Source organism: Thermodesulfovibrionales bacterium, assembly GCA_035686305.1.
In the GTDB taxonomy this organism is placed as follows: domain Bacteria; phylum Nitrospirota; class Thermodesulfovibrionia; order Thermodesulfovibrionales; family UBA9159; genus DASRZP01.
This window is the reverse complement of the sequence record DASRZP010000120.1, coordinates 1-16,133: the sequence shown is the minus strand read 5'-3', so window position 1 is coordinate 16,133 and position 16,133 is coordinate 1. Positions and strand designations below refer to the sequence as shown.

Annotated in this window: 11 protein-coding genes and 1 riboswitch; of the genes, 7 read left to right on the top strand and 4 right to left on the bottom strand. The window is 50.9% G+C overall.

What is annotated here, in order from left to right:
- Positions 1 to 652, top strand: a 652-nt coding sequence (locus VFG09_13730; protein HET6516216.1) for a hypothetical protein, incomplete at its 5' end; no start/stop codon positions are given.
- Between the two features lie 88 nt (positions 653 to 740).
- Here the strand turns inward: VFG09_13730 and VFG09_13725 are convergent.
- Positions 741 to 1,547 carry a C1 family peptidase gene (locus VFG09_13725; GenBank protein ID HET6516215.1) on the bottom strand — a complete coding sequence of 269 codons (807 nt, stop codon included), beginning with the start codon at positions 1,545 to 1,547 and terminating at the stop codon, positions 741 to 743.
- 450 nt (positions 1,548 to 1,997) lie between these two features.
- Positions 1,998 to 2,079: riboswitch (cyclic di-GMP riboswitch) on the top strand.
- Between the two features lie 66 nt (positions 2,080 to 2,145).
- Between VFG09_13725 and VFG09_13720 the strand changes: the two genes are divergently transcribed.
- Complete coding sequence (locus VFG09_13720; protein HET6516214.1) at positions 2,146 to 2,433, top strand: hypothetical protein; 288 nt, start codon at positions 2,146 to 2,148, stop codon at positions 2,431 to 2,433.
- 73 nt (positions 2,434 to 2,506) lie between these two features.
- Here the strand turns inward: VFG09_13720 and VFG09_13715 are convergent, their stop codons facing one another.
- Positions 2,507 to 2,782 (bottom strand): hypothetical protein, encoded by a 276-nt coding sequence (locus VFG09_13715; protein HET6516213.1) that lies wholly within the window; start codon positions 2,780 to 2,782, stop codon positions 2,507 to 2,509.
- An 84-nt stretch (positions 2,783 to 2,866) separates the two neighbouring features.
- Positions 2,867 to 4,735, bottom strand: a complete 1,869-nt coding sequence (locus VFG09_13710; GenBank protein HET6516212.1) for a GNAT family N-acetyltransferase — start codon at positions 4,733 to 4,735, stop codon at positions 2,867 to 2,869.
- A 163-nt stretch (positions 4,736 to 4,898) separates the two neighbouring features.
- On the opposite strand from VFG09_13710, the gene VFG09_13705 reads away from it, so the two are divergent.
- The 5 genes from VFG09_13705 to VFG09_13685 all read left to right on the top strand — a co-directional run bounded on the left by VFG09_13705 (position 4,899) and on the right by VFG09_13685 (position 13,860).
- Positions 4,899 to 6,584, top strand: coding sequence for a methyl-accepting chemotaxis protein (locus VFG09_13705; protein HET6516211.1), 1,686 nt, complete (start codon positions 4,899 to 4,901; stop codon positions 6,582 to 6,584).
- A 522-nt stretch (positions 6,585 to 7,106) separates the two neighbouring features.
- A complete protein-coding gene (locus VFG09_13700; GenBank protein HET6516210.1) occupies positions 7,107 to 9,392 on the top strand; it encodes a GAF domain-containing protein in 2,286 nt (761 codons plus the stop codon).
- Between the two features lie 478 nt (positions 9,393 to 9,870).
- Positions 9,871 to 10,794, top strand: a complete 924-nt coding sequence (locus tag VFG09_13695; protein ID HET6516209.1) for a polysaccharide biosynthesis/export family protein — start codon at positions 9,871 to 9,873, stop codon at positions 10,792 to 10,794.
- Between the two features lie 8 nt (positions 10,795 to 10,802).
- Complete coding sequence (locus VFG09_13690) at positions 10,803 to 13,112, top strand: polysaccharide biosynthesis tyrosine autokinase (GenBank protein HET6516208.1); 2,310 nt, start codon at positions 10,803 to 10,805, stop codon at positions 13,110 to 13,112.
- A gap of 121 nt (positions 13,113 to 13,233) precedes the next feature.
- On the top strand, positions 13,234 to 13,860 hold the full coding sequence (locus VFG09_13685) for a J domain-containing protein (GenBank protein HET6516207.1): 627 nt from the start codon (positions 13,234 to 13,236) through the stop codon (positions 13,858 to 13,860).
- Between the two features lie 91 nt (positions 13,861 to 13,951).
- On the opposite strand, the gene VFG09_13680 is transcribed toward VFG09_13685, so the two are convergent.
- Positions 13,952 to 16,133: choice-of-anchor D domain-containing protein (locus tag VFG09_13680; GenBank protein ID HET6516206.1), on the bottom strand; the 2,182-nt coding region annotated here is incomplete at its 5' end.

Below are 16,133 nucleotides of genomic sequence, written 5' to 3'. Positions count from 1 at the left end.
GATAAGCTATTCTGATATGGGATTAGCTCCCTCAACGACCTATACCTACACCGTCGAAGCTAATGACGGTGCATGGAATGGCTCTGGCCAGTCGGCTCCTGTCTCGGCAACCACGCTGGCAGCTTCTGCGCAGTCAGTTCCCTCACCGACAGCTCCCTCACAGACATATCCTTCACAGACATATCCCTCAGAGGCCCCCACGGTTACAGCGAATTCCACCATTCCTGTTATACCGCTTCCTAGCACTGCGCAGATCTTCGCTCCTTATGCTCCGACAGCATCACCTATCATGAGCATTGTTCCAGCCCTGGCGGAACCTGTTGGTGTAGGGACAGTCGCCTATGGCGGCAATACCCTCAGTCTGCAAATAGGCACCTACCAATATTCAGGACCCGTAGACGTGTATCTTGCAATCAGCGTACCGGAGATAGATCCCGTCAATCTCTATATCCTCACACCGGGAGGTTTCAGGACCGTTGCGGAAGGCGGCATAGCGCCATGGAAGTCCAATGTCCTTGCGGTGAACGAAACTCCTATCGCCGATGTCCCCGTCTCCTTGCTTCCAGATGTGACATTCAATGTCATAGCTGCGGTAACACCGGCCGGGACTGTCGGCAGCTTCCATATATGGCAGACGAGTTTTAAGCCTTAGTGCCGGAGCCCGAATTCCCGAAATAACCGGGAGTTACATGATCCCTCAACCCCCTCACGAGGGGGTGAGGGATTTCATGTTCTCCTTTTCATTTCTTCAGCATTAGTTCTCCCCGGCGAATGGTCCAGAAATCGTCCGAAAGATTTCTGTCCGCCAGGTAATCATAGGGCATCGTGAAGTAGCCCTTCTTGCCCCAGTCAGTTCCCCATGAGTTGCGGACAATAAATCTCTTCTGCGTGTCGTCATAGCCGACGGCCAACACCGCGTGGCCGCCGACAACCCGTTCCTTGGGCTTCGGCATGTTGACGACGCCGGTCTTCGCCACCTGCTGGGACTCGAAGCTTTCGTACACGGTGAAACCAAAGACAAAGGGGAACCCCTCGGCAAGGCAGGCCCTCATTTCGTCGAGGGTCAGAATTCGGTGGTATGAAGTGATTTGCCGCAGGAGGGCCTCCTTATAACATGCCGCTGTGGGCTTCACCGTGAATTTCGACTCGATGTAGGGCCATATCTTTTCAGAGCAGACACCCTGTTTTGCCAGAGTCTTGATGCCGTCGCGAATCATGGCTCCTGAATCAGATTGTATGCTATGCTCGATAGCCCGTTCATTGTAGTAGATGAAGAGTCTGCTGCAGTCCACGAAGGAAACGCTGTCCTTTCTTTCGAGAAACTCCAGGGCGCCTGCAAGGGCATTCGCTGTGCAACTTCCCAATTCACCCTGATTCTCCACCGCTGAACATAAGGGTCTCAGATCATTTGATTTCGGAAGCTTCCGGGGTATTCTGCGCACGGCGCTGTAAAGAAAGTCACGTTGATCGGGCAGATCGGGCACCCACCCGTAACCGTTTTTTCCGACCTTGCCCTTCTTCGGAACCGACCGACGTATCACGTTCATAGACTCCTCCTTTTCATTATCAAGTTTTCTCTTATCATCCATTAGCTCCCTCTTTGTCACTGTCATGAAGCATGCAAGTTCGGACAAACACAGTCTCAAAATAATATTTACAGATGTGCTCCCTATTATTGGTCATGCCCGAGATCCTTAGTCGGGCATCCATTCTGTTCAAAGTGGATTCCCGCCTTCGCGGGGATGACGGCCAAGAGTGTGCAGACTATTATGAGACCCTTAGTATATCACAGCAGGCAGGCTGCCGGCATTGTCTTTCCCAAGGGTACCGATCCCCGTGGCCGGCCATCGTCTGCGAAGTTGGCCAAGAATGCACAACCCTGTATCCCCTGGAAACAGGGGGTGAGTTTTGATCCCTAAAAAAGTCAATGAAAACAAGATACGTCTTGCGGCACAGGAATTGCACTATCCTAATGTAAATTCAAAGAGCAAGGAACATCCCGATAAAGCCAAACCCTCCGTGAGGAAGGGGCGGAAAGCGCCGGGTCTTTAAGACAATGAAGATGGCCGAGCTACCGAAGGATCGAATTTTCGGTATTCGGCTTTCGCGTTTTTTGCCCGATGAATGCGGGCCAACGGAGGGACTATGAGAAATGAAGCGTTGTTCCAGTATATCGCCTCACTGTCGGAAGAGGAGAGAGAAAAATACCGGAGCCTCATAGACGAGACCCTCGAGAGAGACAGGATGCTTGCAGAGACATTCAGTAAAATGAAAGCCTACACCGAAAGCTTGGCAGAAAACTTCAGACGCCTGCCTGAAGAAGCTCTGAATCTGCAGATGAGCCTTTCGGCGCTGAACGAGAAACTCCTCGAAATCACTGAAACCTCGCAGATGATTTCAAAGATCTTCCGGAGGGGGCCGGTCTGGAACTGAGGGCGCGGACCGGCCAATAACCCTGACTCTTGCCTGGGAACCGGACGTCGACCCCGAAGTTTATGAATATGGCTTAGGGCGCATCCCCTGTCTTCCTGATCGAAAAGAGAGGGTCGTCGATAGACTCGCTTCTGCAGACAGGACATTTGCCGGGCTTCTTCAATTTCTCCCTCTTCGTAAATGCAAAACCGCACCTCTTGCAACCTGCCGGGGTCACAACAAGATGATGCTCTCTCTTGCCGGCAGTCTTCTGGATATGGTCAAGATGTTCATAGACCTCTCTCACTGTAACGCCAACGCTTCCGGAGATCTCTCTTGCGGAGAGGGTCCGTCCCTCAAGGATCTCCATAATCTCCTGACGGATAGTCTCGTGCCTCTCACGGGGAACAAAGGGCCCTTTCGGTTTAGGCTTCAATCCATTACCTTTAGGATATTAGTCCCTGAAGGACATCTTCAGTTCATACATGCCGCTTTCGGCCCTTTTGTCGATGATGAATCCCATTCTTTCGAAGAGACGGAGCATCGGTATGTTCTCCATAAGAACCTCTGCCGTGAAGCCGAGGAGACCGGCCTTTTTTGCGAGATAGGTGAGATAAGAGATGAGCTCGGCTCCGATCCCCTTCCCCTGATAGTCATCACGGACCACTGCCGCGATCTCTCCGGTGTGTGAGAGATCATCGATGAGATACTGACCCAATCCTACAACTACCTCTGTGCCCTGTTCCTCGGAGACCGCGAGCATGACCATCTCCTTGGTGTAGTCGATAACCACGAACTTCTGCAACCGCTCATGAGGCATGTCCCTTCGTGACGAAAAAAAACGGTGATACATGGATTCATCGGTAAGGGAATAGAAAAAATCCTTGAGGAGGCGCTCATCGCTGAACTTCACCGGCCTTAAGAGGATATCGAGACCGGCCTTTGTCTTTCTCCGGGCCTCAAGGGACTCGGGATACTCACCATGTTCGCCCGGTATGAAGGCCTGGTCCCGGTAGATGAGATTCATCTTCCTGGCCTCCTCGATAAGCCAGGGGCGGAATTTCGGGGCTGCCACGGCGATGAGGTCCATGGCGCGTTCCCTGATGTTTTTGCCGTGCAGATAGGCAATGCCGTACTCTGTTACAACATAGTGGATGTCACCCCTGGTCAAGGTGACGCCCGCGCCCTCCTTGAGATAGGGCACGATCCTCGAAATCTCCCCGTTTTCAGCCGTGGCCTGGAGGGCGAGGATCGTCTTCCCTCCCTGTGAAAGGACCGCTCCCCTCATGAAGTCAGCCTGTCCGCCGATACCGCTGTAAAAGAATTTTCCGAGGGATTCTGCGGTGGCCTGTCCTGTCAGATCGATCTCGATGGCGCTGTTGATGGCGGTCATATTCTTATGTCTGGCGATGACGAGGGGGTTGTTTGTGTAACTGACGGGCCTGAATTCTATCCCGGGGTTGTCATGAAGGTACTCGTATGTGCTCTGTTTCCCCATGCAGAATGCCGCAACGCTCTTGCCCCGGTTAATCTCTTTCTTTGAATTATCAACAACCCCAGCCTTCATGAGTTCTATGATGCCGTCCGAGAAGAGCTCAGTATGAATCCCGAGATGCTTTTTCTTCATGAGGTGTGAAAGGATTGAGTTGGGGATTGTGCCGTATCCTACCTGAATGGTGTCCCCGTCCTGGATCAGTCGCGAGACGTATTTCCCGATCCTCTCTGCGACCTCGCCGGAGATCGTCGACCGAAACTCCAGAAGTGGCTCATCGAAGGGAATGATATAGTCAACGTTCTTCACATGAAGAAAGCTCTCTCCATGGACGCGGGGCATACGCGCATTGACCTGGGCGATGACAAGGGAGGCGCTCTCGACAGCGGCCTTTACAATATCTACGCTTATCCCGAGACTCAAGTACCCATGACTGTCCGGCAGGGAGGTCTGGATGAGGGCCACATCGATAGGGACGATCTTCCGGTAAAAGAGGTTCGGCACCGCAGAGAGGAAGACGGGCGTATAGTCGGCGAGGCCCCGATTGATCGCTTCCCGTGTGTTCTCTCCTATGAAAAAGGAGTTGTGTCTGAAGGTATCCTTGAACTTTTCATCTGCATATGGGGCGACGCCCAGAGTCCATACCTGGAGCAGTTCAGCGTCAAAAAAGCCCTTCGGATGAGACTGGACATACCTGATAAGGGCGGCCACAAGATACTGGGGTTCGCCGCATCCGGTGCCGATGAATATCCTGTTTCCGGGATGGATGTGGCTGAAAATCCTGTCCTCAGGGATACATTTTTCAGGGTATAAGGCTTTCAGGTTCTCCATGTTTTCCTGTCAGAGGGACTACGCGTAGAGCCCCTTTTTAGTATACCAAAGAGACGAGGATGTGGTGAATTCGGCATGATCGAGAAAGGCTGGATGATGGTTAAAGTTTATCAGGGAAAGTGCCGACACGATATATATCGCCATCACAAAAGGGAGGATAACGATGAAATGGTTCTATAACATGGGTCTCAGGGCAAAGTTTTACACAGTCTTCGGGGTCATCATTGCAGCGTCGCTCATTGGGATTGCCATCGGACAGATAGGATTTATGAGGGTCCAGGTGGGCGGAGCATTTTTTAAAGGGATCGAGCTGAAGAAAGACGCCGTGGATGATCTCGCAAGGATACGGATGAACGTGAATCTCATCAGGGGCCAGTCTCTTTCTCAGATCTTTACTTACGACGAAGACGCCTCAAAGGGCATCGAGGATTTTATGACAAACACAGATATGCTCTTTGAACAACTGAAGGGCAGGCAGACAGGGCAGAGCGGCGAGAAACTCTCTTGCACTTCCTGCCACTCCAAGGAGCATTCTGCCGCCATTTTTTCGCCGGTAGAAAGCGCCAAAGGCTCCTGGAACGCCTATAAGGCCCTCGTGAAGGAGCGGCTGCTGCCCCTCGCAGCGTCAGGCAAGACGAAAGCCGCAATTGAAGTCGCACAAGGTAAATTTTCGGAACTCTACGCCGATATCATGGAAAAGACCAAGGGGCCCGTTGATACCCTGAGGGCAGTTGCTCCGTTACAGGTCGATAAGCTCCGCAAGGAATCAAACGTGATCAGGTGGGGATTTTTTGTGGCCGGGGCGTTGATAACCGTCTTTCTCCTCGTGATGGCGTCGCTTCTCTCCTCAGGCATCGTCGGTCCCGTAAGCTCGGTTTCAGAGCTTTCAAAATCCATGGCCGACGGAAACTTCAAGGACTGCCTTATCACGACAAGAGGCAATGACGAGATAGGGCGGATGGCAGCAACCTTTCGGGAGATGGGCAACAGAATCAGGGGGTTTGTCCTCCAGATGGGCAAGGGCGTCTCAGGGTTCTCCTCTACGTCAGGGAAGGTCTCGGCGATGTCCGATGAGTTGTTGACGATAACGGACAGGCAGTTGCAGCAGGTCGAACAGGTGGCATCGGCAACGGCTGAAACATCTCAGACCGTATTGGATGTGGCCGGCAACGCATCCAAGGCTGCTGATGCCGTGCGGGAGTCCTCAGATCTCGCGGCAAGGGGGAGGTCCCTGGCAAGCAGCACCCTGAATGAGATCCAGAGGATTGCGGACGTCATCAACGATGCCTCGGAGACCATAGGAAAACTCGGCAGGAGCTCCCAGGAAATAGGCGAAATCGTTCTTGTGATAACCGAAATCGCCGACCAGACAAACCTTCTCGCACTCAATGCCGCAATCGAGGCTGCAAGGGCAGGGGAACTCGGTCGGGGCTTTGCCGTTGTGGCAGACGAGGTGAAGAAGCTTGCCGAAAAGACCTCGAAGGCGACGAATGAGATAGCAGAAAAGATCAGGGTTATCCAGTCAGAGGCCAAGGGGTCTGTCGACACGATGAAGAAGAGCAGGGAGGAGGTCGACAAGGGCGTCACGCTCATGAAGGATGTCAGCCACTCCCTGGATTCGATTGTATCGGCATCGGATAAGGCGACGGAAATGGTCCAGCACATCGCTGCAGCGACTGAAGAACAGTCGTCAACGGCCGAAGAGATTTCTCTCAATGTAAACAACCTTTCTGAAGGGGTCAGGCATACTACGAAGATGGCCAATCAGTTGAACGAGGTCTCCAATGAACTCAGCAGGATGTCGGAGGGGCTCAGGAAGGAAGTCTCATGGTTCAGGGCTGAGGGATGACCCTGTAGATGGTTCCTATAGATACAGACTTATCAATAGTGTAGAGAAGAGAAACGCTTTTCTTGTTTCCTTCCCAGAGAGATCGACCGAGGGTCACAAGGACCCAGTTCAACAGGACTGCTCAATCGGGAGAGTGAACTTTGACGAGGGACTGAAAAGCTCAGACCGAAGCGGTTTAGATACGTTTTATATAAATAAACGTCATGATTGAGGGGACTGTTTCCTGCTAGGGAAGGGCTCTAACAAGGTCGTTCCTCTTTGGGTACAATTATTGCATTTCTGAAATACAATGAATTACGACCTTTTTGACATTCATTCTCCTGCCGGTGACCGGATTGTTTTATAGGAGGGAGGTTCTGCCCTTGAGCACAGGGGATCTCCGGGGAGTTTCGGGAAGAGACCTTTAAGAAAGATCATAGTTCCGTGAAGACCTTTGCTGTCGGGGGTTGACAACAGGTTGTCAGCCATTATAAAGTGATCTGCCAGGGAATGGCTCTAAAACTCATTGAGGAGCGGGCACATATGATACACACGCCGAATGATGCACTGCAATCAGACAGCCCCGATCTTTTTGAGAAACCCTTCGCCATCCTCAGTGAGCTCTCAAACGCCGTTGTCGCGACTGACAATATCAACGCCATCGCGAATCTGATGCTCGACCTTGCCGTGAAGTATACGAATGCCGAGAAGGGGACCCTCATGGTGGTAAATGATAAGGATGAACTCCATATCCTCGCCTCGAGGGGGATCGATACGAATCTCACGAGGAGCTACACGGTGAAGCTTGGGAGGGGTATAGCCGGTGTGGTAGGCGAAAAGCGCCAGCCTCTCCTTGTTGATGATGTCGAGAGGGATGAGCGTTTCGGGGAAGGCAGACACAACCGTTACAAGACAAAATCATTCATATCCTGCCCTGTTGTTTCCAAGAACAAACTCCTCGGAGTATTCAACATTAATGACAAGAGAGATGGAACTCCCTTCACCGAACATGACTCCTCCTTTTTGCAGGTCATCGCCAACCAGGCTGCAATAGCCCTTGAGAACGCCTCTCTCATGAATCAGGTGCACGAAAAGGCCGCGGAGATAGAGGAGATGAACATAAAACTCATTGAGGCGGATGTTATGAAGACGGAATTTCTCACCCGCATATCTCACGAACTCCGTACCCCCCTGAACTCGATCAAGGGATCCATATACTATCTGCAGCAGATCGACCTACAGAGCCGTGATCAGCAGAAAGAGTTCTACGATATCATTACGAATGAGACGGGCAAACTGATCTCATCGGTCGAGAACCTTCTTGATTTCCTCAGAATTGAAGACGAAACGCGGCATGTCAAGAAAGCGGTCATCGATCTCGTCGATCTCCTCCGTGAGGTGGCTGCCCTGAGGTTCTTTAAGGCGACGCTGGCAAAGAAGAACCTCCGGCTCCTTCTTGATCTTCAGGAGGGCGTCTCACACATCGTCGGAGAAAAGGTCAGGGTGCTCCAGTTCTTTGTGAATCTCGTCGAAGCCCTGAGCCATTATATGGAAATGGATGACACCATAGGCATATCAGCCGCAGATAGCGATAATGCTGTTGTCGTGAAGCTTACGTTCTCGAGGGCGCTGTCTGAGACGGCGCGCACGGCGCTCTTTAACTCGCGAAGCATCTTTATTACTGAGCACCCTCAGGCAAAGCTGAAGCTCGCCCTTGCCAGGGCGATTGCCGAGGCCCACCGCTGGAACATGACTGCCGAGAACAGAGACAACACCTTCGTCGTCTCCGTCGCCATACCCAAGAACGCGAGGCAGAGGGTGGAGACGCTTATCGGAGCGACGACGGATGTGTTCACCGAATTTATCTCCGAACTCCTTGATCTGAACGTCTGTTCCATCATGCTTGCCGACGAGCTTACGGGAGAGCTTGCGATCAAGAGCGCGAGGGGCCTGGACGAAGAAATCATCAGGCGCGCGAGGATACCCCTCGGAGACAGAATCGCCGGTTGGGTTGCCCTCGAAGGAAAGCCCCTCCTCATAAAGGACATAGAGCGCGATCCCCGCTTCAGGATAAGGAATATACCGCAGTATAACACCCGCTCCCTCCTTTCCCTGCCCTTGAAGATCGGCGACAAGGTGATCGGGGTTATCAATCTGAACAACAAGAAAACGGCTGAACCCTTCTCCGAACAGGACCTTCACATAGCGTCGGTTTTGGGCGAAAGGATATCATATTTTATTGAGAAACTCTTATCAGGTGAATATGGTGAAGATGAGGTGAGAGAGTTCGGGTCTTCCATTGAGAATCTCTTCGGCATGGGGAAGAGTCTTCGCGTAAAAGGTCATCAATTCGCCGACCTCATAGGAAAGATTATGGACCACTTAGGGGCAAAGGAGGAGGACAAGAGGGTGGCCCTCTATGTTTCGATGATCTATGACTTCGGTCTAGTTCCCTTTGATGACAGCATCATGAAGAAGGAGAGGCTCTCTTCAGCAGATGTCCACAGCATAAAGATACATCCCTATACCGCTATTGATCTTATCAACAATTTCGAATTTTCCGAGGACGTGAAAAAAGCCATACTGCATCATCATGAGAGGTATGACGGGACAGGATATCCCGATGGGCTGAGAGGTGAGGAAATTCCCCTTATTTCCCGGGTCCTTTCTGTCGGAGACACCTACTACGCGATGATAGCCGAGAGACCTTACAGGAAGGCTTCTACCGAGGCAGAGGCATTGGAGGAGATCAGGAAGAACGCCGGTTCACTCTATGACCCGAGGGTCGTGGAAGCCCTCGAGAAGGTCCTTTTGGACCATCCAGGATAGGTCGGCATCTTCAAGAATCCTTTCGATTCCGTAGGAGTCCAATTACCTGTATCTCATAGAAACAGCGTCTGTGATTTTTTTCCGAAGAAATGTATCCGATAGAAACAATGACTTTGTATTTTATGCTCCCTCAGTCTGAATCCGGAATCCTCTCCAGGAAGAAAGAGCTCTCCAGTCTCTGCCTGCGCTGATAACTAACCGTATTCTAATGTTTTTTTGCTGTAGGGCGGCTTGAAGCATGGTTGAATAGCATGCACAAAAATCTATGGCACGAGGCTTGCACTTACTGTACGTATACAGATGCGTGCAAATATCCGAGAGCCATGGGTATGGCACAAAGGAAATGAATGCTATGAAACGATTGATAAAATTAGTTTTCGGGAATGAGTTATTTGAAAGTCTTTTCGCCTTCTTGGTCTTTGTTCTCCTTCTGTTAACTTCATGTGCGAGCAACGAGGTCCGGTCTCAGGAGATATTGTTGCGTCATGCCGATAAAGGGGAAGGCGACAAGTTGAATAATGAGCTTGTCCAGAGGAAAGCAGAATTCAGAAAGGTGTCTGCCATAACTGACTACAAGATCGGTCCTGAAGACCTCCTCGAAATCGATGTCTTCGGCACCCCCGAGCTAAAGACGACAGCACGGGTGAGTGGCAGTGGATTTATAAAGATGTCCCTCATTGACACGGTTGAGGCTGGAGGCCATACAGTCGCCGAGCTTGAGTCTATTATCGCGACGCGCTTAAAACAATATTTACGGGAGCCCGTGGTCAGCGTCTTCGTAAGAGAATACAGGAGCCAGCAGATTTCGGTCATTGGGTCTGTTCAGAAGCCCCAGGTGCTCTATGTGACGGGTCAGAAGTATCTGCTTGACGTGATTTCGCTTTCGGGTGGCCTTACGCCGGATGCGGGGACTCTCTGCATTATCCAGAGGGTGTCAGAGCTGGATCCTAATAACAAGGAAGGCTTCACTAAGATCGTCATAGATTTGAACGAACTGCTGACGCAAGGGAAGGCTGAACTGAATATCCCTGTCTTTTCTGGGGACATAGTCCAGGTCCCGAAGAGCGAGGTCTTCTTTGTTGAGGGCGCTGTCCGCGGCCCTGGTTCAATCCCGCTGAGAGGGAAGACGACACTTATCCAGGCAATAAGTATGGCCAACGGGTTGAGCTTTGAAGCTCTCCATTCCGATATAAAAATCTACCGAAAAAGTGAAAAGTCAGGGTTTGGTGTGCAGACCGTTGACTACGACGATATACTCGAAGGCAAGGCCCCTGATGTCGAGGTTAAAGAGAAGGACATTATCATCGTCGGCAGAAACGGTTTCAAGACCTTAATAAGCGGGATTTCCGGCGCCCTTAACTTCGGCATGTTCAGTATGGGCAAAGGAAACCTCGTTCCGTGAGAAAACATATGAACGGCAACGATAGAGATGATATGAAACAACAATATGGTCTTCAGCCCTACGATCAGAAGGACTCGCTTCCGTCTCCCTATATCAGATATCCCGATCCCGAATCGCATCAGGAAGAAGCCCATCTGAGGGATTACCTCAATGTCATTGTAAAACGGAAGTGGATCGTCCTGATTTTTTTTATTTCCGTCGTAATTACAACGATAATTTTGACATCAATGATGACACCCCTCTATCAAGCGACCGTTGTCATGAAGATAGATAAGGGAGGAGGATCTGGTATCCTTCCCTTTGGCGGTGTTGTCGCAGGTTCAATGGGCGACACGATTGACACGCAGTACGAGATACTGAAGAGCAGGAGCCTTGCAGAGAGGGTAGTCAAGAAGCTCAACCTCGACAAGAACAGTGATTTTCTCCCTGTACAAAGTAAGCTGGACAGGATCAGGAATGCGCTCTTCAGCCCTATAGAGCGCGCCGTATCAGCTGTATCGAACATATTCTCTTCGCCTGATCAGGACCGCCCAAAAGGTGCGCCCGCTGCCCAGGGCCAGGTAGTACAGCATCAGGCAACCCAGGAAGAGGTGCCGCTCTATCTGAGCGGATCCATCCTGAGCCGGCTCACTGTTGTTCCAGTTAAGATGACGCAGCTTGTTAAAGTGAGTTTCCTTTCTCATAATCCCGAGCTCTCGATGGACGTTGCCAATGCGGTAGCCGACGCTTACATAGATTATGACCTCGAAAGCAGAATTGATGCGAGCAGGGAGGCAAAGGACTTCCTCGAAAAGCAGATCGCACTCACAAAGGACAAAGTCGAAGATGCCGAGAAGAAATTAAATGAATATGCTGCCAAGAATGGAATAATATTTCTCGATAATGAAAAGTGGAACGTCAGCAATCAAAAATTGAATGACGTTTCGACAGCCTTGGGTACCCTAACCACCGATAGGATGCAAAAGGAGGCATTGTTGCGGGAATTGAAGGAATCGTCGGGCGCTGACAACCCCGCACTTTTGGGCAACGCACTCGTCCAGGGACTTCGAAATCAGCAGGCATCCCTTGAGACTGAATATCAGACACTTTCAAGGACGTATACTCCTGACTATCCAAAGATGAAGAGTTTAAAAACCCAGCTTGATTCAATCCAGGAAAAGATCGAGCAGGAGAAAGCCCGTACCATACGGTCTCTCGAATCAGACTATAATGCCCTGTTGAGGAGAGAGTCGGGCCTCAAGAAGACTTTTGATACGCTCAAGACGCAGGTCCTCGAGTTTCAGGGAAAGACGACGGAATACCAGATTCTCAAGAGGGATGTTACGATTAACAAAGAGTTATACAATAGCCTGGTCCAGAGATTAAACGAGGTTGGTGTCAGTGCCATGGTCAAGGCAGGGAATATACAGGTAGTTGACAGGGCTGTATTTCCGCGTGCGCCGTCGAAACCTGACAAATCGCGGAACCTTCTCTTGTCAATTATTTTCGGTCTTATGGGTGGAATCGGTCTGGCCTTTCTGGTAGATTATTTCGACAATACGATAAAAGATCCCCAGGAGATCGAAAAGAGCATGCGTATCCCTTCTCTCGGCATGATCCCGCTTCAGAAAGAACTCGGTGAACTGAGAAAAAGCGAGATAACGTACGTTGACTCTCGAAGCAGTGTGGCAGAGGCGTTCCGGTCTATCGGAACCTTCGTCCTCTTGTCATCTCCTTTGAAACCGCCAAGAACAATTCTGGTCACGAGTCCGGGGGAAAAAGAGGGGAAAACAACTGTCTCTGCTAATATTGCCGCCGCTCTTGCAGAGTCCCTCGGAAAGGGGATTATCATTGATGCCGATCTGAGAAGGCCAAGACTTCATAAGTCCTTTGCCTTGGACAACAAGATAGGACTTTCAAGCTGCCTCACCGGTAACGTTGAGTTCGACTGTGGCAATGGCAAACTCATTAAAGAGACTCCGGTAAAAGGCCTCAGTTTCATGTCTTCAGGGCCCGTTCCGCCTAACCCGACGGAGCTGCTTTTTTCACCCAGGATGAAAAATATCGTCGATGCATTATATTCGCTTTACAACTTTGTTATCATTGATGCGCCTCCGGTGATGGGAATGCCCGACAGCGTTTTCCTCAGCAGCATTGTTGACGGTACAATCCTGGTAGTGAAGGCGGGTGAGACGCCACGGGATGCGCTCGTTGAAACGAGAAAGATTTTCAAGAGTGTCAACAGTAAACTGCTGGGGGTGGTGCTTAATGGCGTGAAAAAAAATGACCTCAAGTATGGTTATTACTCCCGCTATTTCTCCTCCTATTTCAAAGAGTAGGTCTGGTTTACCGCCATACGAAACGGCGCCGCAGAGGAAAGAAGTTCCATGTCCACGGGTATCTTCTCCCTTCAGCCCCGTCGCCTTAAGAGAATGAAGACGGTGGAGCACACCTGCTGATATGGACAGAGTGCAAGAGAGCCATAGCTCCGACGAAAGAGCGCTACGGTTGCTCGCAACGTCCAGGCTGATCTCCCTATTTCGTGAAAACTGCGCCGCAAGAGAGCTTTACGAAAGAGCATCACGAAACTATGAGACCCTGCTCGGTATACTCGAAGACCCCGGTACGGCAAGAGAGCTTGAATCCCTGCTCAAGATGCCTGCCGTCGGAATTCAGGGAGACGTAGAAGCGATAATCGGACTCCTGCTTTTTAATAGGGAGAATGATCCCTACCTCTCTCTCGGCTTCAGGGAGCGCGTATCCATGACCGAGGCGAACAGGCGATGGAAACGTCTTATGGTGCTTTACCATCCTGATAGGACTCAAGACAGACGTGCAGATCGGAAGGACCATGAGGAGAAAGCGAAGCGGATCAACGAGGCTTATGAAGAAATAGTGAAAAGGAAGGAACGATCATCTTTCGATGACATCGTCAGAGAAGGGAGCATAGACGGCATCGCCGGGACGTATAAACCGTCGTATCATAGGTACCTGAAATATTTACCCACCATAATAATAGTAGCAGTCGTGATCATTGCACTTATCTCGATACTCCTCTTTATTGCCACGCTGAAGAAAATGATCTAGGCCGGATTATTCATCCATCTTCTCTCCCGGAGCCGACATCCGCTTCTCGGCAAGAGAATAGCCCTTTGTGATTGTTCCAACCGCGGATTGTTTACAGTATTACCAGATTTGAGACAGTGACGGTCCCTAGAAAGACCGTCAGACCATTGACCGATGTAACGCCGCTATAACCGCTATAGGCTAGGTCATAACCGCCTTTCAGTATCACCGATACGCCGGCACGGTCAAAGTTGAGGGTCTCGTCAACGTCCCCTGCTACAGCCTGAATTACATCCTCACTCACAACAGCTTTATAAGCATCCTGAATCTTAAAGAAATACGTGACAGGAGACATGATTCTTGCCACAGATTGAGCAAAAGTCGCGGTGCAAGTCATGTCCCTGTCGAGCATGGTTACCGGGAAGGGACTCGTAGAGCCCGAGCAGTCGCCTGACCAGCCGGTAAAAATCGAGCCCGTGTCGGCACCGGCAGTCACCTGGTGAATGGTCCCGTAATCGAACGAGCCGCCGCCGCCGACGGTGCCGCTTCCATTGCCCGTCTGATTCACGGTAAGGGTGTACTGGTTCAGGTTGAACCAGACCGTTACTGTCGACGTCGCATTTACGGTAATGTTGCAGGTGTTGCCTGAGCTGCTGTCACACCCCGTCCATACCACTTTTGCTCCTGTCTGGGGAGTCGCCGTCAGGATGACAGGTGTCCCGGGATTAATCATCTCGGAACAAGTGCCTGTCGTCGTGCCGTCGGCTGCTATCGAGCAGTTAATGCTCGTTGCATCGGTCACGCTTCCCGCTCCGTTGGCCACAGCCCCTGCCACTGATAACTGATACTGCACTCCAGTGCCATAGAGAGCAACCGTAACATAACCGCTGTCAGGATCATTTGAGGGAATGCCCAAGGTGCTCGTCCTCGTCCCGTTGCCGGAAGGAGCAAAAACTACATCCAGGGTACAATTGCCGGCAGGCGCTATTGACTGTCCGGAGCAGGTGTCCTTCGATATGCCGAACTCAGGGTTGCTCGAACTGATTGTCTTTATGACAAGGGCAATATCCCCCGAGTTGCTGACTGTAAAGGTCGTCGGGGCTGAGGACGAACCCACGTTGACGATGCCGAAATCCACCGGCGTTGTCGGGATGACCCCTATATTGGACGCCTGCCCAAGGCCGGTGAGGGACATGGAGAAGAGCGGCGTATCGGGATCGTTCGATGGGATGCTCACTGTTGCCGTGCTTGGCCCATACGTTTGAGGAGTGAAGGTCACGTCCAGCGTACAAGCACCCGTAGGCGCTATCGTCTGACTTGAGCAGGTATCGTTTGATATCACAAAGTCAACAGTGGTCGTTTTGATCGTCCCTATGACAAGACCGATATTGCCTGTGTTGCCGACAATAAAGGTGTGTACCGCTGAGGATGACCCAACGTTGACACTGCCGAAATCCACCGGCGAAACAGGCAATACACCTATCTTGGATGCCTCGCCTATGCCCTTGAGGGTTATCGAAAATGTCGGCGTATCAGGATCGTTTGACGGAATATTGATTGTCGCACTCCTTTCTCCAAAGGTCGAAGGAGTAAAGGTAGCCTGCAGGGTACAAGTCCCCGCAGGAGCTATGCTCTGCCCTGAACAGGTGTCATTGTTCATGCTGAATTCAGGATTGTCCGTGCTGATCGTCCCGAGAAAAAGATTCATGTTACCTATGTTTCCGATAGTAATGGTCTGCGCTGCCGACGATGATCCAACATTAATACTGCCGAAATCAATCGGTGAGTCAGGCAATACACCTATCTTGGCCGGGCTGCAGTAAACCCTTGCAGTGCCGGAATTATAAAGATTCGCAACCTCGCCGGCAGTCAGAGCCTTGTTATAAAGGGCTACCTCATCTATTGCGCCATCGAAGTGAAATAAAGGAGCTTTAGCGAACCACCCTATGTTGAGATCGGTTGTCTCTGCAAAGCTCATATTCAATGTGTTGGCAGAATCTGTGACCGGAGCTTGGTCGTCAACATAGAGGTTTACATCGCCAGAGATTGCATCTCTCGTAACAACAATGTGATGCCATAAACCATCATTGATCGCAGTTGTACTCGTTGCGCCACCACCCACAGTACCGTCCGGCGACTGGTATTCAAAAAAAGGCACGGCCCCAGTTTCAGAACATCCAATAAACCAATACATGCTGCTTGAATCGTGATATCGACCAATAAAAACCTGATAGCCGGCGCAGGTATTGCCATTCTTCAATTTTGCCCATAACTCTATGGAGAAACTATCCGAA